This window comes from Pseudomonas sp. N-137 (assembly GCF_034555295.1).
GTDB classification, from domain to species: domain Bacteria; phylum Pseudomonadota; class Gammaproteobacteria; order Pseudomonadales; family Pseudomonadaceae; genus Aquipseudomonas; species Aquipseudomonas rhizophila.
Genome location: NZ_JAXUDQ010000019.1, coordinates 1 through 24,357 on the forward strand (window position 1 = coordinate 1; position 24,357 = coordinate 24,357).

The window sequence follows — 24,357 nt, forward strand, 5'->3', positions numbered from 1 at the left end:
CAAGAGCAAAGTAGTGCGGGCTCGCTTATGAAAGGCATAGGGCAGAGATATGTGCAGTACGTGAATCGTACATATGGCCGCAGTGGGACCCTATGGGAGGGGCGCTTTCGCTCATGCCTTGTTCAAAGTGATAGCTATGTTTTGGCTTGTTATCGTTATATAGAGATGAATCCTGTCCGGGCAAAGATGGTAACGCATCCGGCAGAATATCGTTGGTCGAGTTATCGTGCTAACGCACAATCAGAATCTTCGTGTTTTATTATTCCGCATGCTCAGTACTTGTCGCTTGGGGGGGCAAATATATCGACTGCAGAAGCTTACAGGGAGCTTTTTAGAAACGATTTGGGTGTAGGGCTGGTTGACCAAATTCGAGCCGCGACCAATGGTAACTATGTGTTTGGTGGCTCGCGATTTGCTACTGAAATTGAAGCGATGATCGGACGGCGAGCTCAGCGGGGCTGCCCGGGGCGTCCGGGAAGGCGCTCATTGCCTTAGTTAGAAAACGTGGTCTGTCCCCGTTTCTTATACGACGAGTGCTCAGTGGGATCAAATTAATAGAGCTATTGAGTATGGTCAGGGTAAAGGCGTTACGGTAAAAATTACCAAGGTGGATTAAGATGAATGATGTCGTGAAAACAGCTTGGGCAGATGCGAAAATAAATAAGGATTTTATTTCCATAAAGACTTTTTCTGGCTATCGAAGTAGCCAAGCGGACCCGCAAGGTGTGGAACATTTTTTAAGCCCTGACGTTGCCGATAAAGAGCTAGGCTTTGCTGTGCTTGACGCCTTGGCTCATAGCCGATTTGTGCTTCCCGAGCCGCGAAAGGATGTTTGGATTCATCCTGAAGCTACTTTTGATATGGAGTTATACGACTACAACTTGACCAATCAACGATATGATCAATGGGTTGGCAGTACTTTGGAGCGCTATGGCTACAAGACTAAACGTGCATTATTTAAAGATATGAAGAAATGCAGTATCGAAAGTAATAGGGGGCAGATAACTATTCGTCCTAGCTATCATGAAAAGCTAGAAGCCTGGAGTGGTAAGGGAGTAAGTGAGAGTGACTATGTCATTATCCCCAGTGGCAGTAGCCCTTCTGATGTAGGTGCGGCCTTACGCTTGGCTTTTAGTCGGTGCACCTAATGTGTAGGGGATAGGATAACGGGGACAGACCATTTTTCAGTGATGTAAGAACGTGGTTTGTCCCCGTTTTTCCAATCGGGCGCAGAGCCTGGAGTGAATTTGTGGGGATCCTTCAGGGGCTGTCCCCGTTTTTACACAACCCTTGAGGGCGCCAAATGGAATTGAAATTTTATCATGTTGAAGGGGGGTAAACCCCCCTCCTGTGGGGCAGGTTTTTGATACTGTAGCCGAGGTGGCTTTCGGTCAGAAGGACGCGCAACGTTACGATCTTTATGTTTGTAGTGTACTGGACGCAATCGCTCAAATACCGAAGCATTGTGATCGAATGCTAGAGGCTATTGCCTCGATCGAGGAGGGGGTTCAGGCTTCAACCATTGAGGGGGGATGATGTCCTATTGCGTATTAACGCTTCAGGTGTACAGGTCGATATTCTGGCTAATGACGAATGGATCGGGCAGCCGAAAGGTAAGTTTACTTTGCAGGAGTGGCGCGCGATCCTGGAGCACTGGAAGTACCTTCTGGAACTACCCAAAGGCTCTAATGAAGTCGTTATAGTCAAGTTGCCATAAGCAAAAAAGGGGATAGGTTCTGTGGAAAAAAAGGGGAGTAACGGGGACAAACCATGTTTTCTGTGATGTAAAAAACGTGGTCTGTCCCCGTTTTTCTCTGTCCCCGTTTTTCTCGAAAAATGACATGCTAGATCACCCTGCGACTCTACCCAGTACTCTCATACGGGAAAGGTGAATCCTGATGCTATGCATAAAGCTATCAGTAAGTATTTGCCACCCATGGTACGTGGTAAGCCGGCTACGTATACTCCTGGGCAAATAAGCTCGGGGTTGCAGAAAGCCTATGGCGATATAGGGCGGCCCGAATTGTTTGACTCAATCAAGCACCTGATTAAATAGGTATGCAAGCATGACTGATAAACAAATATATGAATTAACCATTGACGATCTTGCTAGTTTTGGTGTTTGGTACTTTCCTATGGATGAATCTGCGGAAGATGAGCTTACAGTCCGTCCTCTCCTTGATAAGGAGACTTGTACTGATGCTCAAATAATAGTTCGCGCTAGTTTTGTTGGGAAAAATGGTTCTAGTTACTTAGGTTATCTGTACTGGGATGGTGGTGGGGAAGTTGAGTACTTAAAACCTGTCATTCTTCTTGAGGATGGCTCCTTTGTTACATTCTGGAATGGGATGATTGAGCCTTCTTGGGCAGACTACTCTGCAAGAGCTCAAGAGCTAAGGAGTGGGCTTCCTTTTTCATATATTTCAGAGTCTCTTCTCGAGCTGCCTAAAATTTCAGGAAGGCTTGAAGGACTATATTATTTAGATGGAGATCACATTTCCTGGGTAAGTTGATGGTCCAAAAGGAACAGGGCAAGCTTTACGGGAAGACGAGATTAGTTCTGGTGGTAAAGGTGCATGGAATAAAGAGCTGAATAAGCCTGTGCCGAATACCGTATATAAAGTCGATGGGAATAAAACCTTCCAAACAGATGGCTTGGGCCGCGTTGAGAAAGTCGAGTCAAATCTTTCATTGACTAAAAATGATCGGAATACATATCAGGGGCGGTAACGGGGACAGACCACGTTTTCAGTGATGTAAAAACGTGGTCTGTCCCCGTTTCTGTCAGGGGTAAAATAAAAAACGGCGACCTTGTAACAGCTATACAACCTTCACCTCAGCAAATGGCGAATTTTGGATTATGAAAACTTTAGATAGTCTGGGGATATTTTGGAGTGTTAAAGACGCGATAACTGGCGAAGTTTATCAAGGCGAAGTCAGTGGTTTGGTTTTTTATGGCTATTGGTCCTCGGGCTTTACTGAGGAGTTGGCTAAGGACCTCCCTTCCTTTGAAGCTATTTGGAGTGGAGGCGCAGAATTTAAGTCGCGATTGTGGAAGGGTGAGACGCTGAGTGATCTATCAATAGAACTTAGGATAAGATCCTGGCCGGCTGAGAGTGTATGGCCTCTTCTTATTCAGGCATCACTTGAGTGGTTCGTTAGTCGTGGTGCTACGATTGCTTGGTGCGGTACGGAATACAGCAGTCCGTCTATTAAGGTTTTTTGTGTCGATGATGATCAGTGGGATGGAAGTGTATATGCCGTTTATAGCGATAAAGCAGGATTGCTTCTAGGCTCTGATTTGTCAGCCGAATATAGGGAGCTTGAGTCATTCGAGCTGGAAATGGCATATAAAATTGCATTCGGGATTTCGTAGTAGGGGGTAATAAGGGAAGCCCTGCAATTAAAAGCTGTAGGGCGAGTTGGCTTTTAGCCTTGACTTGAGGCCGGCTAATGGGTGTCTCCTTTCTCTGCAAAAATGATACATTCTGGATAAGAGAATGTATGAGTGTAACTGGGAAGTTATAGAGAGTTTTTCATCGCCAAAGGAGTATGAGCGATTTCTTGCCTGGATCACTGAGCAGGTTAAAGCTGGGGTCGTAGAGCAGACTCTCGTTCAGGAAAACTATACGGGGTCAGAATTTGAAGAGAAGTGGTTCAAATGCATGATGTCAAGTGAAGCATGGAGATTGGTTTTCCCTCAAGATCCATTTCATGGCTATTGGGGGCCAGTATAGAAGGAAAGCGGAGACAGGCTAACGGCTAACTAGCTGATGGGTCTGTAAAAACTTAAGAAGTTTGGTCTTGCTCTCTTAGGTGGAAAATCTGATCCAAGAAGAGCTCTATTAGTTTTTGAGAAAAAGGGGACAGATTTATTTTCTCTTTTGCTACGCTGAAAGCTTCCACGGACGGATGAGTCATCCGCACCACGTTGTGCAACGTGGCCAAGAGCGGCGAGGTCAGGGTAGACGGAGGATTGATTTGAGAAAATAAATCTGTCCCCTTATTCCATCAAAGGTATGAATGATCCCGCTGCACAAGCCGCACGTCAAAGGGCTTTAGATTCTATTTATCGTATTGAATCGGCTTTAAATGGTGTAGGTATATGAATTTTCGTGACCTAGAAAGAAATGAATCTGTTGGTTGGTTGTCAGAGCAAAATCCATCCGCGCTAACGGAATGGTATCTCTCAGTACGTGATATTCCTCTTGTTCAGTTGGGGGTGGGAGATATTTGTCGTTCGTTAAGACAAAATTTGTTCGTTTGTGAAATATTACACGTGGCTGTAGAGATACTAAATGCCGATGTATTGGCAGGCGAACGCTATGATGGGGAACTGATTTCTGCTATTGCGGGCTTGGATTTGAGTTTTTTTCGGGAGAACTCAAGTGTGGTGCCACAGATTGTTCAAGCATTGCATGAGGTTATCCAATTGACTAATGATGCGGAGTTGCTAATAGATTCTTTGGGTCTAATAAAATCTCTTGAAAAATTCAATGAGTGAAGCTTTTTAGAAAAGCGGAAAGAAAGAGAAGGAAGGGGTAGATTTGAATGGCACTTACTTAACGGCTAACTAGCTGATGTATCTATAAAAAATGACGAAGTTTGGCCTTGCCCTCTGAGGTGGAAAACCTGCTCCAAGAAGAGCTCTATTAGTTTTTTTGGTTTTTTAAGGATTATTCAATGCACTATCTCGGCACGTCTCTCTTACTGTCCATGACATTGCTCCTGTCAGCCTGCAACACTACCCCCTACGACAAGGCTACTATCTACTACGACCGAATACAGTTTCCTGCACAACTTGTCAAAGACTATCCAGGACTGAACAGCCCTATTTTGCAACATGGCCGTTGCTCTCTGATCGTATCTACCCCGGGTTCGAATACCGGCACCTACTATTTCTGCACCTACGCGTTGACCGCCAATGATCTGTACGTTCAGGGTTGGGACGCCAAGGCGTTGAAATACGTCGAGATCGCTCATGTGGATATATCGGCGCTTAAAAACATCGCCTTGCACACGATTTTTCGGACCAGTCAGCTCCAGATGACGGAAGAGCGGCGTCAATTGGCGTTGAGCGCGTCTATAGATGAGGGGGGTTATATCGACTCGGCAGCTACCAAGGAACTGTTTGAGGCAATTAAACGCAAGGGTGTGCCGGTGGTGAAAAGCGAAGGCATGATCAGCCCACCAGCGGGGCCCTCTCCGATGTTCATTCCAGTGGTTATTACGAAATGAATAGAGAAAGAGCTGGCCGACCGCTTTACCGGCTAATGGGTGTCCCCTTTTTTCTGTGGAGTTCGATAAAAGGGTAACGGGGTTTTATGATGTTTTTAAGGTCAAGGGTTGTGATTGATGCTTTGTTTAGGTACCGGAATTATGTCGCAATTGGGCTGTTATTTGCTTCGGTCTTGAATGCTGTTCTAAAATTTAATGGTGGATGGGGGCGTTTTTTTCTAATGATTGTAGTTCAGCTGTTATTTGTGCAAGCCGTCTGGAATTATTTGAGAGGGGCTAGGATCGCTATCGGACCTAGCAGCTTGGGCGAAGATGCTGATCCTGAGTGGCGAGCTGCTTTAGCGATATTCTCTTTCACTCTATACGTAATCGTTTTTTTTCTAGATTTTGAAAGCGGTCTGTGAAAAAATCAAAAAGATGCGCGAGAAAGGGGGTAGGTTTTAAAGGGTAACGTGGTCTGTCCCCGTTTTTACTGTTTTCGTTTCGTGGACATGGTTTAAGGTTGAATAATGGAAGGCATTAAGTTGGTCGATAGTTTGGCTTCGGCGATAACCCGAGGGCAGATATTCCGACTCCCTGCCCGATGGCCGTATGAAGAAATTGTAGATTTTATGGTTCTCGATATTCCCGACGAGCAATACGGGCATTCTATAGCCGTTGCTTCAGGTAATAAGGCGGGGCTTTTAGTGGTGCGTTTGCCTGTGGAAAGTCGTTTGCCAGGTACTTGGGGCCTTTCAAGGGAGTGGGTAGTCAAAAACTGGGCTAAATGGATATATCCCGACTGCCCTGTTGAGAAGGTTTATCTGTTTAAGCAGGCAGATGTTCCATTTAGTTTGATAGAGCGTTAATTGTTATTGTGTAATTGTGCGATGGTTACCGTTCGTGCGGTTATGGTGGGAGAGGTCGATTGGCTTGTGTTCCTTCTCAGGCGAAGAGGCAGGAATTAATCTGACCCTTTTCTGTTAATTGGTTTGGGAGTCACGGGGGGCGCGTTGTCCATACCGTTTCTTAAGTGGGGAGCGTGCTCTATCCCTAGATGCACTGATGGATTGTGCGTCAAAGTTAAACCCAGATAACTTTCGGAAAGCTAATGATGAGTTTCGAGTTGTTGGGTTTTGGTGATTTAGGTTCTGTGCATATCGGTATGACTCGCGATCAATCGAGGGCATTATTGGGGCGCGGTTTTGAGGAGTTTTTAAAAGCTGCTGATTCTACAGTTCCAACTGACGCGTACGATGATTTAGGAGTACACGTTTATTTTGATGAGGGTTACAGGGTCATCGGCGTGGAGTTCTTGAAATGGAGCGATCTCAGTTGGCGCGGACAGCGTTTGTCCGGTGCAGATGTACTTAAAGTTCAGCAGTACATGGTTACGGAAGGTGAGGCCCTGAACTTTAATGGCTCAGGGTTTGATGTGAACGGATTGGGTCTTAGAGTTTATGCGCCTGATCTTGATATCGGTGAAGAGGAAGCTGTGATAGAGACAGTTTATGTGAGTTTTGTAAAAGATAAATAAGTTGTTGTAAATCATTTGGATATGAGCAAGGCGCCTTAATTTTTTACGGCGGATTAATCTCCGGTTGTCCACATTTCATCAAACGTGGACAAGTGGCGTTCGCTTTTTTTTATGGTGTCAAAGGATATTTTTGATTTCGGCTTTGATACACCGAGGAGTCTGGTTTGGGGCTGCTGCGCAGCCCAGCGGGAGCAAGCTCCCTCGCCACGGGGTTTGTGGTGTCAGGAAGCGAAGCGGCACGAGTCATTCATTTGTGTCGGAAGGATCACCGGCCCCGAACCGAAACATCCCACAGTTTTTTAGGGTTGCCGCTCGGAAATGCGCTCTCTAACCTTTGAACGTCGCTGCCTAATCAGCGACCGGGTGTGGAAACCTGAATTTAGTAGGGCATGGCTGAACATCGTGTTGCCGACGTCTCGTTTCGTCTGCAAACTGCGTCTTGGCGGCTGTGCGTGGGCAGACTTCGGTCTGGCCGGGTCCTGCTAACCGGTATTTCCACCCCGCGTACCGCTGCCACCTATTGTCGCGTGGAAACGACACAGAGATGGCTCCAATTTTTAAGCAGGAGCATTGAATATGGATAAGTCAGTCCCCGACCCACCCTTCAACAAAACCAACCCTCTTTCCGGCTTCGACTCCATCGAAGACCTACTCAAAGACCGAGCCGCCGCCGAGCGGGCACTCAATCATTACCTCAATCCAAAAAAACCAGAGCCAAGCACCGATCCGCGCATCGACAGCCTGTTTTCCGTCACAGCGGAAGCCGACGCCGACACGCTGCTGACCAGCACCTCCGAAACCCTGGCTTCGGTAAAAGCTATGGCCGAGGACCTGGCCTTTGAAGTGGAGGGCACGCGGCGCAGTGTGGCGTTGGGGATTCATCAGTTGGTGGAGTTGTGCCAGTTGCTGGTGGATAAGGCGTTGGATCAGCTTGAAGTGCCGGCCAGTCCGGCACCTTGATTCCCTCGCCACGGAAGTTGATCGTTCCCATGCTCCGCGTGGGAATGTAGCCCGGGACGCTCTGCGTCCCTTTCCAAAGCCGAACGCGGAGCGTCCGTGGAGGCATTCCCACGCGGAGCGTGGGAACGATCGGCAATGTCTCTGTCAGCCCATCCTTACTGCATCAACACCTCAACCACCCCATCCGCCGTCATGTTCACTTTGCTGGTGCCTGCTTCGACTTCCGGCGTGACGGATTCAGCATCCATGGACGCGGCTTTCATCATCATTTGCGGGCGCATGTAGGGCTGTGGGTAGCCGTTGCTGTTGAGGTTCAGGTTGACGATTTTGTAACCCTTGCCGCCCAGGGCTTCGGTGGCCAGTTGGGCGCGGGCTTTGAAGGCGTTGACGGCGTCCTTGAGCAGGGCGTCTTCGCTGGTCTGGCGGGTGGCGGTGGAGATGGTGAAGTCCATGCCGCCCATTTTCAGGTCGGTGAGCAACTCGCCGGTGAGTTTGGACAGGGCCGCGAAGTCGGCGCTTTCCAGGCGCAGTTCGGCGCGTTCGCGCCAGCCGGTGATTTTCTGGCCTTTGTTGTCGTAGACCGGGTAACTGTTGCGGCTGCCCTGGCGCAGGGTGATGTCCTTGACCTGCTTGGCCTGGCCGATGGCTTTGTTCAGCGTGGTGGTGACGGCCGCGGCGAGTTTGGCCGGGTCGGTGTTTTGTTCCTCGGTGTAGAGGGTGACGATCATCAGGTCGCGGGCGACTTCCTGGCTGGCTTCGGCGCGCAGGGAAATCTGGTTGTAGTGAAGCTCATCGGCGGCCAGGGCCGGCAGGCTGGCGACGGTGCCGAGGCTGAGGGCGAGCAGGGCGGCGTGACGACTGAACGTTTGCATGAAAGCTCCTTGGGATGAGGCGCAGGGGTGAAATCCGGACCTGCGTGAACGGTAAGACTCTAGCTTTTATGGGCGGGTTCGCACAGTTACAACTTCTATACAGATTGCAGGTGAGAGGCTTTTTGTGGCGAGGGGATTTATCCCCGCTGGACTGCGCAGCAGTCCCAGAATTGTCATGATCTAGCTCAGCGTGGTGCTCGACCTTATTTGGGGGCCGCTTCGCGCCCCAGCGGGGATAAATCCCCTCGCCACAATGGTTAGTGTGTCATTTCGGGGCTGTGGCGCTTTGCCGCATAGCTGCCTGTGCAAGCCGCGCCTTGGTTATACTCCGTGCGATCCGCCTGGAGCGCTCATCAGGAGAGCTCATGCTCGCCCCTTTGCAAATGACTTCCGCCTCTCGCCAGAACCTCTGGCGTCTGACGTTTATCCGAATTCTGGTCCTGGCCGCCCAGGCCGGGTCCGTGGGGCTCGCCTATTGGTTCGAACTGCTGCCGCTGCCCTGGCTGCAATTGGCGATCACTCTGGCCTGCTCTTCAATACTGTGCGCGCTGACCGCCATCCGTCTGCGCACCTCGTGGCCGGTGACTGAGCTGGAATACGCCGTGCAACTGGCCTGCGACCTGTTTATCCACAGCGCGTTGCTGTATTTCTCCGGCGGCTCCACCAACCCCTTCGTGTCCTATTACCTGGTGCCGCTGACCATCGCCGCAGTGACGTTGCCGTGGCGGTTTTCGTTGATCCTGTCCGGCATCGCCCTGGCGCTGTACACCTTGTTGCTGGCACGGTTCTATCCGCTGGAAACCTTCCCCATTGCCCGGGAAAACCTGCAGATCTACGGCATGTGGCTGAGTTTCGCCCTGGCGGCGGCGGTCATTACGTTTTTTGCTGCGCGCATGGCCGAAGAGTTGCGTCGTCAAGAAGAACTGCGGGCCATTCGCCGTGAAGAGGGCCTGCGGGACGAGCAATTGCTGGCCGTGGCGACCCAGGCCGCGGGTGCCGCCCATGAGTTGGGCACGCCGTTGGCCACCATGAGCGTACTGCTCAAGGAGATGCGCCAGGATCATCACGACCCGGCGCTGCAGGAAGACCTCGGTGTGTTGCAGGATCAGGTCCAGCTCTGCAAGGAAACCCTGCAGTATCTGGTGCGTGCCGCCGAGGCCAATCGCCGGCTGGCCATCGACATGCAGGACGTCACCGACTGGCTCGACGAGGCCCTGAATCGCTGGCACCTGATGCGCCCGGAGGCCAGTTATCGCTTCCAGCGACTGGGTCAAGGACCGGTGCCGCGCATGGCGCCGCCGCCGGACCTGACCCAGGCGTTGCTCAACTTGTTGAACAACGCCGCCGACGCCTGCCCCGAAGGCCTGGAAGTGGCGCTGGACTGGAATGCCTACGAGCTGACCATCAGCATCCGCGACCATGGCGCCGGTGTGCCGCTGGCGATTGCCGAGCAAATCGGCAAGCCGTTCTACACCACCAAGGGCAAAGGTTTCGGCCTGGGCCTGTTTTTGAGCAAGGCCAGCGTGACACGCGCCGGCGGCTCGGTGAAACTCTACCCCCATGAGGAGGGCGGCACGCTCACCGAGCTGCGCCTGCCCCATGCCGACCGAGGAGACGAACATGAGTGACGAGATCCAAGTCGACGGCGAAGAACTGCCGCATCTGTTGCTGGTGGACGACGACGCCACCTTCACCCGCGTCATGGCCCGGGCCATGTCCCGTCGGGGCTTTCGCGTGAGCACCGCAGGTTCCGCCGAGGAGGGCTTGAGCATCGCCCAGGCCGACCTGCCGGACTACGCCGCGCTGGATTTGAAAATGGACGGCGACTCGGGCCTGGTGCTGTTGCCCAAACTGCTGGAGCTGGACCCGGAAATGCGCGTGGTGATCCTCACCGGTTACTCGAGCATCGCCACCGCGGTGGAGGCGATCAAGCGTGGCGCCTGCAATTACCTGTGTAAACCGGCCGACGCCGATGACGTGCTGGCGGCGCTGTTGTCCGAACACGCCGACCTGGACACCCTGGTGCCGGAAAACCCCATGTCGGTGGACCGCCTGCAATGGGAGCACATCCAGCGGGTGCTGACCGAGCACGAAGGCAACATTTCCGCCACTGCCCGCGCCTTGGGCATGCACCGGCGCACCTTGCAGCGCAAATTGCAGAAGCGCCCCGTGCGTCGCTGAACCTGCGCTGAACAGATGTTGTCCACCCTCGCGGCAAATCGGGCCGTTGTTCTATGATCGGCCCGAGTTTTTTTTCTTTACAGAGCCTTAACCATGAATCAGAACGCTGAATATTCCGCGGTCAATGATGCGGTGCGCGGGCAGTTTTTCCGCCGTGTCTGGCAAATGACCACGCCGTACTGGCGCAGTGAGGAGAAGGGCAAGGCCTGGACGCTGTTGATTGCCGTCATCGTGCTGTCGCTGTTTAGCGTGGCGATTTCGGTGTGGATCAACAGTTGGTACAAGGATTTCTACAACGCCTTGCAGGAGAAGGACAGCGTCGCGTTCTGGCGGTTGATCCTGTATTTCTGCGGCATCGCCGCGGTGGCGATCCTGGGCGCGGTGTATCGCTTGTACCTCACGCAGATGCTCACCATCCGCTGGCGGGCCTGGCTCACGGAGAAACACTTCGCCCGTTGGCTCAATGACAAGAATTACTACCGACTGGAGCAGGGCGGTTACACCGATAACCCGGACCAGCGGATTTCCGAAGACCTCAACAGTTTTACCAGCAACACCTTGGGCCTGGGCCTGGGGCTGCTGCGCACCGTGGTCAGCCTGGTGTCGTTCTCGATCATTTTGTGGGGCGTGTCGGGCAGCATCCAGGTGTTTGGCTACACCATCCCCGGCTACATGTTCTGGTGTGCGCTGGTGTATGCGGCGGTGGGCAGTTGGCTGACGCACCTGATCGGTCGTCGCTTGATCAGCCTGAACAACAACCAGCAACGCTTTGAAGCCGACCTGCGATTTTCCATGGTGCGGGTGCGTGAGAACGCCGAGAGCATTGCCTTGTACAACGGCGAACCCAACGAGAACCGCCGCTTGAGTGGCCGCTTTGGTCTGGTCTGGCATAACTTCTGGGACATCATGCGGGTGTCCAAGCGCCTGACCTTCTTCACCTCCGGCTACGGCCAGATTGCGATCATCTTCCCGTTCATCGTCGCCGCGCCACGCTACTTCGCCGGCAAGATTCAGCTGGGCGAGCTCATGCAGATCAACTCGGCGTTCGGCAATGTGCAGGAGAATTTCAGTTGGTTCATCAGCGCGTACACCGACCTCGCCGCGTGGCGCGCCACGTGTGACCGACTGCTGAGCTTCCGCCAGGCCATGAGCGACAACGAAGACCGTGTGCCGGCCATCGACGTGCAGAACCAAGGCCATGCATTGAAAGTGCAAAACCTGGGGTTGGACCTGGCCGATGGCCGCCATCTGCTCAGCCATACCGACATGACCGTCGAGCCGGGCGAACGGGTGATGCTCAGCGGGCGTTCGGGCAGCGGTAAATCCACTCTGTTCCGGGCAATGGGGCATTTGTGGCCGGATGGCCACGGCGCGATCCGGTTGCCCGCGGCGCGTTATCTGTTCCTGCCGCAAAAACCCTATCTGCCCATTGGCACCTTGCGCGAAGTGCTGAGTTATCCACAGCCGGGCGACACGTACCCGCCAGAGCGTTATGCCCAAGTGCTGGAAACCTGTCGCCTGCCGCATCTGGTGGCGCGACTGGACGAAGCCAACCATTGGCAGCGCATGCTCTCGCCCGGCGAGCAGCAACGCCTGGCGTTCGCCCGCGCATTGCTCTACGCACCACAATGGTTGTATATGGACGAAGCCACGTCGGCGATGGACGAAGAAGATGAAGCGACGCTGTACCAGGCGCTGATTGACCAGTTGCCGGGGCTGAGCATAGTCAGCGTTGGCCATCGCAGCAGTTTGAAACGGTTCCATCCGCGACATGTGCGTATCGAAAATGGCCAACTGGTGGAGCAAGCTGTAGTCGCCTGATTGTCATTGCCGAACACCGTTGTGGCGAGGGGATTTATCCCCGTTGGGTGCGAAGCGCCCCTTCAAAATCAAAGGTCAACGATATTGATCTGCTGGTAGATCAAGAGGGCTGCTCCGCAGCCCAGCGGGGATAAATCCCCTCGCCACAACGGTGCATGGCGGCAAACTTTGCCAAGACCGCCAGGGAGCACGGTGATCGTACAACCACGTTGCGCTATCATGATGCGCATTCAGCCGCTTGCCGAGACACAGACACATGGAAAGACCGATCGACGTACCACGCCTTCCCCGCAAGCGCCGCAGCCTGGCGCAGGAGCTGGTGACGGTGTTGACCGAGCAGATTCGCGACGGTCTTCTCAAGCGTGGCGATAAATTGCCCACCGAGTCGGCGATCATGGAAGCCCATGGCGTCAGCCGCACCGTGGTGCGCGAGGCGATTTCCCGTTTGCAGGCCGCCGGCCAGGTGGAAACCCGCCACGGCATCGGCACCTTCGTGCTGGACACGCCCAGCCCGAGCGGCTTTCGCATCGACCCGGCGACGGTGGTCACCTTGCGTGACGTGCTGGCGATCCTGGAGTTGCGCATCAGCCTGGAAGTGGAATCGGCAGGCCTTGCAGCCCAGCGCCGCAGCGACGAGCAACTGGCTGCGATGCGCGCTGCCCTGGATGCGCTGAACGAAAGCGCGGCCCACGCCAGCGACGCGGTGGCCTCGGACTTCGCCTTCCACCTTGAAATCGCCCTGTCCACCGGCAACCGCTACTTCACTGACATCATGACCCACCTGGGCACCAGCATCATCCCGCGCACCCGGTTGAATTCGGCGCGCCTGGCTCACGACGACCACCAGCACTACATGGACCGCCTGAGCCGTGAGCACGAGGAAATCTACGAAGCCATCGCCCGCCAGGACTCCGACGCGGCCCGTGCGGCCATGCGCTTGCACCTGACCAACAGCCGCGAACGGCTGCGCCAGGCTCATGAAGAGGCGCAGGCGCAGGGTTAGAGGCGCTTCACTGCTCTTTTGGCTAGGGAGGATTCAAGCCTCATCCGTTTCGTAATCAACGTATTCGACAGAACCATCAAAAAGGACCTTGAATTTTTTTTGGGTAACCACCCATTCAGTTCCCGGTATCGCTTCAAACTCAATACGGTCGCCGATACTGACATGGAAGTCGAAATCGGACGGCAACTCTTGCACGTTGCGTCCCGTTACCTTAGGGAAATGAAATCGATGTTGGGTTTTCATGGCCTATGGACCTGCTCGTGGAGGGAGGAGGCGATTTTCAATCTCCCTCACCCGCGTCCGAAACTGTAATAACTTACAGTCGCGATGAGCGGTCCGCTGCCTCGCAGGGCAAGATTCCTCAGTTTGCCAGCAAACCTCAAAGGCCCGATCTCAAAGGCTTTTCGCCAAACTCCGCGCACCTGACCCCCGACAAAAGACGAAATGCAGTTGACGTTCGTATTTTAAGTTGTACGATGACTTACAACTTCTCTTGAAGCTGAACCGTTTCCTACAACACAACATTTGCGTCCAGGGTGTTCGAATAATGAATCCACAAGAACTGAAGTCCATCCTCTCGTCTGGCCTGCTGTCTTTCCCGGTCACCGATTTCACTGCTCAAGGCGATTTCAATCGCGACAGCTACGTCAAGCGCCTCGAGTGGCTGGCCCCGTATGGCGCCTCGGCACTTTTCGCGGCCGGTGGCACCGGTGAGTTTTTCTCCCTGGCCGCCAGCGAGTATTCGCAAGTCATCAAGACAGCTGTTGATACCTGCGCCACCAGCGTGCCAATCCTCGCCGGCGTCGGCGGTGCTACCCGCCAGGCCATCGAGTACGCTCAGGAAGCCGAGCGTCTGGGCGCCAAGGGCCTGTTGCTGCTGCCGCACTACCTGACTGAAGCCAGCCAGGACGGTGTAGCCGCCCACGTTGAAGCCGTGTGCAAATCGGTGAAGATCGGCGTGGTGGTTTACAACCGCAACGTCTGCCGCCTGAACGCCACGCACTTGGAGCAACTGGCCGAGCGCTGCCCGAACCTGATCGGCTACAAGGATGGCCTGGGCGATATCGAATTGATGGTGTCGATCCGCCGTCGTCTTGGCGATCGTTTCAGCTACTTGGGCGGCCTGCCGACCGCAGAAGTCTATGCCGCGGCCTACAAGGCCCTGGGTGTGCCGGTCTACTCCTCGGCGGTGTTCAACTTCATTCCGAAAACCGCGATGGATTTCTACCACGCCATTGCCCGTGAAGATCACGCGACCGTTGGCAAGATCATCGACGACTTCTTCCTGCCTTACCTGGACATTCGTAACCGCAAGGCCGGTTATGCCGTGAGCATCGTCAAGGCTGGCGCGAAGATCGTCGGCTACGACGCAGGTCCTGTGCGTACGCCGCTGACCGACCTGCTGCCGGAAGAATACGAAGCCCTGGCCGCGCTGATCGACAAGCAAGGCAAGCAGTAACAGACCCGACAAAGCCGCTGAGCAATCAGCGGCTTTTTGCGTAAGGCTTGATCGTTCCCACGCTCCGCGTGGGCACGCAGCCAGGGACGCTCTGCGTTCCTAGACAGCTATTGTAGAAGGAGTAGCTCCGTGGCAGATTCAAAGCGTTTCGATAACTACATCAACGGTCAGTGGGTGGCCGGTGCCGACTATTGCACCAACATCAACCCGTCTGACTTGTCCGATGTCATTGGTGAATACGCCAAGGCTGATGCAGCTCAAGTCAATGCCGCCATCGAAGCCGCCCGCGCCGCGTTCCCGGCCTGGTCGACCTCGGGCATCCAGGCCCGTCACGATGCGCTGGACAAAGTCGGCAGCGAGATCCTCGCCCGTCGCGAAGAACTCGGCCAACTGTTGGCCCGGGAGGAGGGCAAGACCCTGCCCGAAGCCATTGGCGAAGTGACCCGCGCCGGCAACATTTTCAAGTTTTTCGCTGGCGAGTGCCTGCGCCTGTCGGGCGATTACCTGCCGTCGGTGCGCCCGGGCGTCAACGTCGAAGTCACCCGTGAAGCGTTGGGTGTGGTCGGTTTGATCACGCCGTGGAACTTCCCGATCGCGATCCCTGCCTGGAAGATCGCCCCGGCGCTGGCCTACGGCAACTGTGTGGTGATCAAGCCCGCCGAATTGGTGCCAGGTTGTGCCTGGGCCCTGGCGGACATCATTTCCCGCGCCGGTTTCCCGGCCGGTGTGTTCAACCTGGTGATGGGCAGCGGCCGTGTGGTCGGTGAAGTCCTGGTCAACAGCCCGAAGGTCGACGGTATCAGCTTCACCGGTTCCGTGGGCGTGGGGCGGCAGATCGCGGTCAATTGCGTGGCGCGCCAGGCCAAGGTGCAACTGGAGATGGGCGGCAAGAACCCGCAGGTCATCCTCGACGACGCCGATCTCAAACAGGCTGTCGAACTGGCGGTGCAGAGCGCGTTCTACTCCACCGGCCAGCGTTGCACGGCTTCGAGCCGCCTGATCGTGACCGCCGGCATCCACGACAAGTTCGTCGCTGCCATGGCCGAGCGCATGCAGTCGATCAAGGTCGGTCATGCCTTGAAGGCCGGCACCGATATCGGGCCGGTGGTTTCCGAAGCCCAGCTCAACCAGGACTTGAAGTACATCGACATCGGCCAGAGCGAAGGTGCGCGTCTGGTCAGCGGTGGCGGCCTGGTGACGTGCGACACCGAAGGTTATTTCCTGGCACCGACACTGTTTGCCGACAGCGAAGCCTCGATGCGCATCAGCCGCGAAGAAATCTTTGGCCCGGTGGCCAACGTCGTGCGTGTGGCCGATTATGAAGCGGCGCTGGCGATGGCCAACGACACCGAGTTCGGGCTGTCCGCCGGTATCGCCACCACCTCGCTCAAATATGCCAACCACTTCAAGCGTCATTCCCAGGCGGGCATGGTGATGGTCAATCTGCCGACCGCCGGCGTGGATTACCATGTACCGTTCGGCGGCCGCAAAGGTTCGTCCTATGGCTCGCGCGAGCAAGGTCGCTATGCGCAAGAGTTCTACACCGTGGTGAAAACTTCTTACATCGGATCGTAATTGCGACACCGGTCGGAGCGGAACAACCCGCCCGGCCGTACAACCAGATTTCCCGTATAAAAATAAATAGTGGAAGTAGATTTAAATGCAAGAAACCAAGCCGACTCGCGTCCGCTATTTGATCCTGCTCATGCTGTTTCTGGTGACAACGATCAACTATGCCGACCGCGCAACCATCGCTATCGCCGGCTCCAGCCTGCAGAAAGACCTCGGCATCGATGCCGTTACCCTCGGTTATATCTTCTCCGCCTTCGGCTGGGCCTACGTGGCCGGGCAGATCCCGGGCGGCTGGCTGCTTGACCGGTTCGGGTCGAAAAAAATCTATGCCTTGAGCATTTTTACCTGGTCGCTGTTCACCGTGCTGCAAGGCTATGTCGGTGAATTCGGTGTCTCCACCGCCGTGGTGGCGCTGTTCATGCTGCGTTTTCTGGTCGGGCTGGCCGAGGCGCCTTCCTTCCCGGGTAACGCCCGCATCGTCGCGGCCTGGTTCCCCACCGCTGAACGCGGCACCGCTTCGGCGATTTTCAACTCCGCCCAGTATTTCGCCACGGTGTTGTTTGCGCCGCTGATGGGTTGGATCGTCTACCGCTTTGGCTGGCAGCACGTGTTCATCGTGATGGGCGTGGTCGGTATCGTGTTCTCGCTGGTCTGGCTGAAGGTTATCCACAGCCCGCGTCAGCACCCGATGATCAATGAGGCCGAGTTCAATCACATCGCCGCCAACGGCGCGATGGTCGACATGGACCAGGACAAGGGCAGGGGTAACAAGACCGACGGTCCGAAGTGGGATTACATCCGCCAACTGCTGACCAACCGCATGATGCTCGGCGTGTACCTGGGCCAATACTGCATCAACGGCATCACCTACTTCTTCCTGACCTGGTTCCCGGTGTACCTGGTGCAGGAACGCGGCATGACCATCCTCAAGGCTGGTTTCATCGCCTCCTTGCCGGCGATCTGCGGCTTCATCGGTGGCGTGCTCGGCGGGGTGATTTCCGACTACCTGCTGCGCAAGGGCCACTCGCTGACCTTCGCTCGCAAGGCGCCGATCATCGCCGGCCTGCTGGTGTCCAGCAGCATCGTGGCGTGCAACTACGTGGACATCGAATGGATGGTGGTGGGCTTCATGGCCTTGGCCTTCTTCGGTAAAGGCGTAGGCGCACTGGGTTGGGCCGTGGTGTCCGACACTTCGCCAAAACAGATCGCCGGTCTGAGTGGCGGCCTGTTCAACACCTTCGGCAACCTGGCATCGATCACTACGCCGATCGTCATCGGCTACATCATCAGCTCCACCGGTTCGTTCAAATGGGCGCTGGTGTTCGTGGGCTGCAACGCGCTGATGGCGGTGTTCAGTTACCTGGTGATCGTCGGGCCGATCAAGCGTGTCGTGCTCAAAGAGCCCGCGGCCCGGGATGATCAACTTTCCAGCCTGTCTGAAGCGAAATCCTGAAGGAGCGATGTCGATGCAACTGATTGAACATGCCGATTCGCCCCGTTACATCCGCCTGAATGAGCGGGACAACGTGGTCATTGTGGTGAACGACCAGGGCGTGCCAGCCGGGACTGAGTTCCCGGATGGCCTGGTCACCGTGGACTTTGTACCGCAGAGCCACAAGGTCACCCTGGAAGATATTCCCGAGGGCGGCGAGGTGATTCGCTACGGCCAGGTCATTGGCTACGCATTGCAACCAATCCCCCGTGGCAGTTGGGTCAAGGAAGACCAACTGCGCATGCCCACCGCGCCGCCGCTGGACAGCCTGCCGCTGTCCACCGACGTGCCGGCGGCCGAAGCGCCGTTGCAAGGCTACACCTTCGAGGGCTATCGCAACGCCGACGGTACCGTGGGCACGCGCAACATCCTGGGCATCACCACCACGGTGCAGTGCGTGACCGGGGTGCTGGACCATGCGGTCAAGCGCATCAAGGACGAATTGCTGCCCAAGTACCCGAACGTCGATGACGTGGTGGCGCTGACCCACAGCTACGGCTGCGGCGTGGCGATCACCGCCACCGACGCTTACATCCCGATCCGCACCGTGCGCAATCTGGCACGCAACCCGAACCTGGGGGGCGAAGCGCTGGTAATCAGCCTGGGCTGCGAGAAATTGCAGGCCGGGCAGGTGATGCATGAGAACGACAGCTCGGTGGACCTCAGCGAGCCGTGGCTGTATCGCTTGCAGGATTCCAGTCACGGTTTCACCGAAATGATCGAGCAGATCATGGAACTGGCTGAAACCCGGCTGAAGAAACTCGACCAGCGCCGCCGCGAAACCGTGCCGGCCTCGGAGCTGATCCTGGGCATGCAGTGCGGCGGCAGCGATGCGTTTTCCGGCATCACTGCCAACCCGGCCCTGGGCTATGCCTCGGACCTGCTGCTGCGGGCCGGGGCGACGGTGATGTTTTCCGAAGTCACCGAAGTGCGCGATGCGATCTACCTGCTGACCTCCCGGGCGCAAACCCGGGAAGTCGCCCAGGAGCTGGTACGCGAGATGGACTGGTACGACCGTTACCTGGCCAAGGGCGAGGCCGATCGCAGTGCCAACACCACACCGGGCAACAAGAAGGGCGGGCTGTCGAACATCGTCGAAAAATCCCTGGGCTCGATCGTCAAGTCCGGCAGCAGTGCGATCAACGGCGTGTTGGGTCCGGGCGAGCGCTTTAAGCAAAAGGGCCTGATCTTCTGCGCCACGCCGGCCAGTGATTTTGTCTGCGGCACGTTGCAACTGGCGGCGGGGATGAACCTGCACGTATTCACCACCGGCCGTGGCACGCCGTACGGCTTGGCCATGGCGCCGGTGGTAAAGGTCTCGACCCGCACCGAACTGGCCCAGCGCTGGCCGGACCTGATCGACATCGACGCCGGCCGGATCGCCACCGGGCGCGCCTCCATCGAGGAACTGGGCTGGGAACTGTTCCATTACTACCTGGACGTGGCCAGCGGCAAGAAACAGACCTGGGCCGAGCGGCACAAGCTGTACAACGACATCACCTTGTTCAACCCGGCGCCGATTACTTGATGATTTCGTGATCGCTGGAGATCCAGTGTGGGAGCGAGCGTGCTCGCGATGACGGCGGTACATTCAGCATTCATTCAAGCTGACACACCGCTATCGCGAGCAAGCTCGCTCCCACAGGGGGTTGTGGTGAATATGGATTTTGTGTTCACCCAGGAACAAATGTGGGAGCGAGCTTGCTCGCGATAGCGGTCTACCAGACGCCAGTGTCGTTAGTGGCTATCATTAGCCACCTAACGACACCCTTCTCAAGGTCCCCGGCATGCTGGCAATTTTCCTCGAAACCCTGAACATCACCGCACCGGTGTTTGCCATGTTGTTTCTGGGGACACTGCTCAAGCGCATTTACTGGATCAACGACAATTTCATTCACATCGCCTCGTCCCTGGTGTTCAACGTCACCATGCCGGCGCTGTTGTTCCTCGGCATCCTGCATGCCGATCTCCACGCGGCATTGCAGCCGGACCTGCTGATCTATTTCTCCATTGCCACCCTGGTGTGCTTTGCCGTGGCCTGGGGCTGGGCGATCTGGCGTTGCCCGCGTGAGGACCGTGGCATCTATACCCAGGGCGCCTTTCGCGGCAACAACGGCGTGATCGGCCTGGCACTGGCGGCGAGCATGTATGGCGACTACGGGATTTCCCTGGGGTCGATACTCGCGGCGCTGGTGATCCTGTTCTACAACACCCTGTCGACCATCGTGCTGGCGGTCTACAGCCCAGTGATCAAGTCCGACCCCTGGAGCATATGCAAAAGCGTGGTCAGCAACCCACTGATCATCAGTGTGGTCGTAGCCGCGCCGTTGGCCTATTGGCAGATAGGCCTGCCGAACTGGTTCGAAACCTCGGCCAAATACCTTGCCCAGATGACTTTGCCGCTGGCGTTGATCTGCATCGGCGGCACGCTGTCGCTGGCGGCGCTGCGCAAAAGCGGCAAGATGGCCCTGAGTTCGAGCCTGGTGAAAATGATCGGCCTGCCGCTGCTGGCGACCCTCGGCGCATGGCTCTGGGGTTTTCGTGGGGCGGAGCTGGGAATTCTGTTCCTGTACTTTGGCAGTCCCACCGCCGCCGCCAGTTACGTCATGGCCCGCGCGGCCGATGGCAACCATGAACTGGCCGCGGCGATCATCGTCATCACCACGCTGATGGCGGCGATTACCACCAACCTGGGGATTTTTGTGCTGCAGTGGGGTGGGTGGATCTAGGTTCTGGGTTGTGGTGTTCTTGAGGGCCCATCGCGAGCAGGCTCGCTCCCACAGTAGATGGCGGTGTACACAAGTTTCCAGTCCGCCTGCGATCTCTGTGGGAGCGAGCTTGCTCGCGATAGCGATCTAACAGTCACTCAGATTTCTGATAACTATCGATCACTTCCTGCGCCGCCCGAAACGCATCAATCGCCGCCGGCACCCCCGCATACACCGCGCAATGCAGCAACGCCTCGCGAATCTCTTCCACTGTACAGCCGTTGTTCAAGGCCCCGCGCACGTGGCCTTTCAATTCCTGCGGGCATTTGAGAGCGGTGAGGGCGGCGAGGGTGATCAGGCTGCGGGTTTTGAGCGGCAGGCCTTCGCGGCTCCAGACGCTGCCCCAGGCGTGCTCGTTGACGAAGTCCTGCAGCGGCTGGGTGAATTCGGTGGCGTTGCCCAAGGCACGGTCGACGAACGCGTCGCCCATCACCTGGCGGCGCATGTCCAGGCCGGTCTTTGGAGTGTCGGTCATGGCAAATCCCTCTTGTGGTGTTGACGGCGCCAGGCGCGCAAGGAACTGAACAGCAAAAGCGCGAGCAGGGCCGGCAGCACATAGAACAGCATCAGTCGTTCCAGTTGGCCGGCCAGAGGCATGCCGGTAGTGAACGACACCACATGCAGCCCATAGGCCAGGTACAAGCCCAAAAACAGCAGGCCTTCGGCGCGGGTGACGCGGTAGCCGGAATAGAACACCGGCAGGCACAACACCGCCACGCCGAGCATCACCGGCAGGTCGAAATCCAAAGCATTGGGGGAAACCGAGAGCGGCGAGGGCGCGGCGAGGGCCGTCACCCCCAGCACGCCCAGCAGATTGAACAGGTTGCTGCCGATCACGTTGCCCACGGCAATGTCTCGCTGGCCCCGCAGCGCGGCGATCAGCGAGGTGGCGAGTTCCGGCAGCGAGGTGCTGACGGCGACGATGGTCAGGCCGATGATGCGTTCCGACAGCCCCAGGTCCGTCGCCACTTCCACCGCCGCGCCCAACAGCAAGTGCCCGGCGAAAATCAGCATCGCCAGGCCCACGACCATCATCGACAGGCTTTTGGGCCATGACACTTGCGCCACGTCCACGCCCATCCCATGCGGTCGCCCCGAATGCCGCGACTGGCGCAGCAACAGGCCCAGGTACACCGCCAGGGCCATCAACAGCAACGCGCCGTCCAGTTGCGTCAGTTCCTCGTTCCAGGCCAGCACGAACACCAGCAGGCTGGCGCCGATCATCAGCGGGATGTCCAGGCGCACCAGTTGACGCGAGACGCGCAACGGAATGATCAGGGCCGACAACCCGAGGGTGACGAGGATGTTGAAGATGCTGCTGCCGATCACGCTGCCCACGGCGATGTCGGCGTTCTGCGCCAGGGTCGCTTGCAGGCTGACGGCCATTTGCGGGGCGCTGCTGCCAAAGGCGACCACGGTCAGGCCGATGATCAGCGGACGCACCTGCAAACGTGCCGCCAGGCCCACGGCGGCGCGCACCAGCAGCTCGGCCCCGGCGATCAACAACAGCAGGCCACCGAACAGTTCGATCAGGCTCAGCAGCGGGATGGCATTGAGTAGGGAAATGTCCGGGCTCCGTCTATCAATCGTCGAGGGCTTGCACACGCACCCGTGCGGTGCCGCTGCGTAGCATGCCCAGTTGCTCGGCGGCAGCGCGGGATACATCGATCAGGCGGCCACGAGTGTAGGGGCCACGGTCGTTGATGCGGACCACGACACTGTCGTTGTTTTTCAGGTTGGTGACTTTCACCCGTGTGCCGAACGGCAACTGGCGATGGGCGGCGGTCAGGCCATGCTGGTTGAAGCGCTCGCCGCTGGCGGTGCGCTTGCCATGGTGCCTGGCACCGTAATAAGAGGCGACGCCGGTCTGGTCATAGCCGTGTGGATCGACCGTCCCGCTCTGGCTGGCACAACCGGCCAGCAGGGACAGCAGGGCGCAGGCGCCGAGGAGACGCTTCATGGTGGCTTTTCCAAATCCAAATGTGGGAGCGAGCCAGACAGCAAGACTGGCTCCATGGTCATCAGCCCTCGAGCTTGCTTTTAAGCAGTTCGTTGACCTGTTGCGGGTTGGCCTTGCCCTTGGAGGCTTTCATGGCCTGGCCGACGAAGAAACCGAACATCTTGCCGCGCTTGGCTTCGTCTGCCGCACGGTATTGCTCGACTTGCTCGGCGTTGGCCGCGAGCATTTCATCGAGTACGGCGCTGATCGCACCGGTGTCGGTGACTTGCTTCAAGCCGCGCTTCTCAATGATCTCATCAGCGCTGCCTTCACCATTGGCCATGGCTTCGAAGACCATTTTGGCGATCTTGCCGGAAATGGTGTTGTCCTTGATCCGCAACAGCATGCCGCCCAGTTGCTCGGCCGATACCGGCGACTGGTCGATCTCCAGGCCCTGCTTGTTCAGCAGACTGCCCAATTCCACCATCACCCAGTTGGCCGCCAGCTTGGCGTCGCCGCCGATGCTCACGACTTTTTCGAAGTAATCGGCCTGTTCGCGGCTGGTGGCCAGGACGTTGGCGTCATAGCTCGACAGCCCGAACTGCGCCTGGAAGCGCTCGCGTTTCTGGGGTGGCAGTTCCGGCAAGGTGGCACGCACGTCATTGAGGAACGAGTCCTCGATCACCACCGGCAGCAGATCCGGGTCGGGGAAGTAACGGTAGTCGTTGGCTTCCTCTTTACTGCGCATCGGACGGGTCTCGTCCTTGTTCGGGTCGTACAGGCGGGTCTGCTGGATGACCTTGCCGCCGTCCTCGATCAGTTCGATCTGGCGCTGGATCTCGCTGTTGATCGCCTTCTCGATGAAGCGGAACGAGTTGACGTTCTTGATCTCGCAGCGGGTGCCGAATTCAACCTGGCCCTTGGGCCGGATCGACACGTTGCAGTCGCAACGCAGCGAGCCTTCGGCCATGTTGCCGTCGCAAATGCCCAGGTAGCGCACCAGCGCGTGGATCGCCTTGACGTAGGCCACGGCTTCCTTGGCACTGCGCATGTCCGGTTCAGAGACGATTTCCAGCAACGGCGTGCCGGCACGGTTCAGGTCGATGCCGGTGGCACCGTTGAATTCTTCGTGCAGGCTCTTGCCGGCGTCTTCTTCCAGGTGCGCACGGGTGATGCCGACGCGCTTGACCGTACCGTCTTCCAGGGCGATGTCCAGGTGGCCCTTGCCGACAATCGGCAACTCCATCTGGCTGATCTGGTAGCCCTTGGGCAGGTCCGGATAGAAGTAGTTCTTGCGGGCGAATACGTTGTGCTGGCCAATCTCGGCGTCAATCGCCAGACCGAACATCACCGCCATGCGCACGGCTTCGGCGTTGAGCACCGGCAGCACGCCGGGCATGCCCAGGTCGACCAGGCTGGCCTGGGTGTTGGGCTCGGAGCCGAACGTGGTGGAGCTACCGGAAAAGATTTTCGACCGGGTGGTGAGCTGGGTATGAATCTCCAGCCCGATCACGACTTCCCATTGCATGTGTTTCT

Annotated in this window: 24 protein-coding genes and 1 pseudogene; 19 read left to right on the forward strand and 6 right to left on the reverse strand. The window is 56.7% G+C overall.

All coding sequences use genetic code 11. From position 1 onward, the window contains the following. The 10 genes and pseudogenes from T3A99_RS16330 to T3A99_RS16370 all read left to right on the forward strand — a co-directional run. Window positions 1–495, forward strand: a 495-nt coding sequence (locus T3A99_RS16330; RefSeq protein ID WP_322834571.1) for a transposase, incomplete at its 5' end; no start/stop codon positions are given. Window positions 496–523: 28 nt separating this feature from the next. Beyond that, window positions 524–616 (forward strand): annotated as a pseudogene (locus T3A99_RS27915) (hypothetical protein); the annotation flags it as partial. Between the two features lies 1 nt (window position 617). Beyond that, entirely contained in the window at window positions 618–1,148 is a 531-nt protein-coding gene (locus T3A99_RS16335) for a contact-dependent growth inhibition system immunity protein (RefSeq protein ID WP_047229024.1), read from the forward strand. Window positions 1,149–2,066: 918 nt separating this feature from the next. Next, window positions 2,067–2,513: a hypothetical protein gene (locus T3A99_RS16340; protein ID WP_256233426.1), complete on the forward strand. Its 447-nt coding sequence runs from the start codon at window positions 2,067–2,069 to the stop codon at window positions 2,511–2,513. A 347-nt stretch (window positions 2,514–2,860) separates the two neighbouring features. Continuing rightward, window positions 2,861–3,376 (forward strand): hypothetical protein, encoded by a 516-nt coding sequence (locus T3A99_RS16345; protein ID WP_047229023.1) that lies wholly within the window; start codon window positions 2,861–2,863, stop codon window positions 3,374–3,376. 729 nt (window positions 3,377–4,105) lie between these two features. Next, window positions 4,106–4,504, forward strand: a complete 399-nt coding sequence (locus T3A99_RS16350) for a contact-dependent growth inhibition system immunity protein (RefSeq protein ID WP_322834572.1) — start codon at window positions 4,106–4,108, stop codon at window positions 4,502–4,504. Window positions 4,505–4,683: 179 nt separating this feature from the next. Beyond that, window positions 4,684–5,238 (forward strand): hypothetical protein, encoded by a 555-nt coding sequence (locus T3A99_RS16355; RefSeq protein WP_322834573.1) that lies wholly within the window; start codon window positions 4,684–4,686, stop codon window positions 5,236–5,238. A gap of 509 nt (window positions 5,239–5,747) precedes the next feature. Further along, window positions 5,748–6,086: an Imm45 family immunity protein gene (gene imm45 / locus T3A99_RS16360; protein ID WP_260990065.1), complete on the forward strand. Its 339-nt coding sequence runs from the start codon at window positions 5,748–5,750 to the stop codon at window positions 6,084–6,086. A gap of 245 nt (window positions 6,087–6,331) precedes the next feature. Further along, window positions 6,332–6,754, forward strand: coding sequence for a hypothetical protein (locus T3A99_RS16365; protein ID WP_322834574.1), 423 nt, complete (start codon window positions 6,332–6,334; stop codon window positions 6,752–6,754). Between the two features lie 576 nt (window positions 6,755–7,330). Beyond that, entirely contained in the window at window positions 7,331–7,714 is a 384-nt protein-coding gene (locus T3A99_RS16370; RefSeq protein WP_322834575.1) for a DUF6124 family protein, read from the forward strand. A gap of 155 nt (window positions 7,715–7,869) precedes the next feature. On the opposite strand, the gene T3A99_RS16375 is transcribed toward T3A99_RS16370, so the two are convergent. Next, entirely contained in the window at window positions 7,870–8,586 is a 717-nt protein-coding gene (locus tag T3A99_RS16375; RefSeq protein ID WP_047229019.1) for an SIMPL domain-containing protein, read from the reverse strand. 365 nt (window positions 8,587–8,951) lie between these two features. On the opposite strand from T3A99_RS16375, the gene T3A99_RS16380 reads away from it, so the two are divergent. The 4 genes from T3A99_RS16380 (at window position 8,952) to T3A99_RS16395 (ending at window position 13,591) form a co-directional block, all read left to right on the forward strand. Further along, window positions 8,952–10,214 (forward strand): ATP-binding protein, encoded by a 1,263-nt coding sequence (locus T3A99_RS16380; RefSeq protein ID WP_322834576.1) that lies wholly within the window; start codon window positions 8,952–8,954, stop codon window positions 10,212–10,214. Further along, on the forward strand, window positions 10,207–10,767 hold the full coding sequence (locus T3A99_RS16385) for a response regulator transcription factor (protein ID WP_047229017.1): 561 nt from the start codon (window positions 10,207–10,209) through the stop codon (window positions 10,765–10,767). The genes T3A99_RS16380 and T3A99_RS16385 overlap by 8 nt, the downstream gene beginning before the upstream one ends. 93 nt (window positions 10,768–10,860) lie before the next feature. Beyond that, window positions 10,861–12,588, forward strand: a complete 1,728-nt coding sequence (locus T3A99_RS16390) for an ABC transporter ATP-binding protein/permease (protein WP_322834577.1) — start codon at window positions 10,861–10,863, stop codon at window positions 12,586–12,588. Window positions 12,589–12,844: 256 nt separating this feature from the next. Continuing rightward, window positions 12,845–13,591 (forward strand): FadR/GntR family transcriptional regulator, encoded by a 747-nt coding sequence (locus T3A99_RS16395; protein WP_047229015.1) that lies wholly within the window; start codon window positions 12,845–12,847, stop codon window positions 13,589–13,591. A 33-nt stretch (window positions 13,592–13,624) separates the two neighbouring features. Here T3A99_RS16395 and T3A99_RS16400 read toward each other — a convergent pair whose 3' ends face one another. Further along, a complete protein-coding gene (locus T3A99_RS16400) occupies window positions 13,625–13,834 on the reverse strand; it encodes a hypothetical protein (RefSeq protein WP_107321876.1) in 210 nt (69 codons plus the stop codon). Window positions 13,835–14,138: 304 nt separating this feature from the next. Here T3A99_RS16400 and kdgD point away from each other — a divergent pair, with 304 nt between their 5' ends. The 5 genes from kdgD to T3A99_RS16425 all read left to right on the forward strand — a co-directional run bounded on the left by kdgD (window position 14,139) and on the right by T3A99_RS16425 (window position 20,843). Beyond that, window positions 14,139–15,050 carry a 5-dehydro-4-deoxyglucarate dehydratase gene (kdgD, locus tag T3A99_RS16405; RefSeq protein ID WP_188250978.1) on the forward strand — a complete coding sequence of 304 codons (912 nt, stop codon included), beginning with the start codon at window positions 14,139–14,141 and terminating at the stop codon, window positions 15,048–15,050. A gap of 129 nt (window positions 15,051–15,179) precedes the next feature. Further along, window positions 15,180–16,625 (forward strand): aldehyde dehydrogenase family protein, encoded by a 1,446-nt coding sequence (locus T3A99_RS16410; protein WP_047228689.1) that lies wholly within the window; start codon window positions 15,180–15,182, stop codon window positions 16,623–16,625. A gap of 85 nt (window positions 16,626–16,710) precedes the next feature. Next, a complete protein-coding gene (locus T3A99_RS16415) occupies window positions 16,711–18,075 on the forward strand; it encodes an MFS transporter (protein ID WP_274090011.1) in 1,365 nt (454 codons plus the stop codon). Window positions 18,076–18,088: 13 nt separating this feature from the next. Then, window positions 18,089–19,642, forward strand: coding sequence for a galactarate dehydratase (gene garD, locus T3A99_RS16420; RefSeq protein WP_160893412.1), 1,554 nt, complete (start codon window positions 18,089–18,091; stop codon window positions 19,640–19,642). A gap of 259 nt (window positions 19,643–19,901) precedes the next feature. Further along, on the forward strand, window positions 19,902–20,843 hold the full coding sequence (locus tag T3A99_RS16425; protein WP_076383557.1) for an AEC family transporter: 942 nt from the start codon (window positions 19,902–19,904) through the stop codon (window positions 20,841–20,843). 133 nt (window positions 20,844–20,976) lie between these two features. On the opposite strand, the gene T3A99_RS16430 is transcribed toward T3A99_RS16425, so the two are convergent. The 4 genes from T3A99_RS16430 to gatB all read right to left on the reverse strand — a co-directional run bounded on the left by T3A99_RS16430 (window position 20,977) and on the right by gatB (window position 24,349). After that, complete coding sequence (locus T3A99_RS16430) at window positions 20,977–21,357, reverse strand: carboxymuconolactone decarboxylase family protein (RefSeq protein WP_076383558.1); 381 nt, start codon at window positions 21,355–21,357, stop codon at window positions 20,977–20,979. Further along, a complete protein-coding gene (locus T3A99_RS16435) occupies window positions 21,354–22,415 on the reverse strand; it encodes a calcium/sodium antiporter (protein WP_322834591.1) in 1,062 nt (353 codons plus the stop codon). Before T3A99_RS16435 ends, T3A99_RS16430 begins: the two co-directional genes overlap by 4 nt. Window positions 22,416–22,464: 49 nt before the next feature. After that, complete coding sequence (locus T3A99_RS16440) at window positions 22,465–22,842, reverse strand: septal ring lytic transglycosylase RlpA family protein (RefSeq protein ID WP_092394136.1); 378 nt, start codon at window positions 22,840–22,842, stop codon at window positions 22,465–22,467. Between the two features lie 61 nt (window positions 22,843–22,903). Continuing rightward, window positions 22,904–24,349, reverse strand: a complete 1,446-nt coding sequence (gatB, locus tag T3A99_RS16445) for an Asp-tRNA(Asn)/Glu-tRNA(Gln) amidotransferase subunit GatB (RefSeq protein WP_047228683.1) — start codon at window positions 24,347–24,349, stop codon at window positions 22,904–22,906. Window positions 24,350–24,357: the final 8 nt, after the last annotated feature.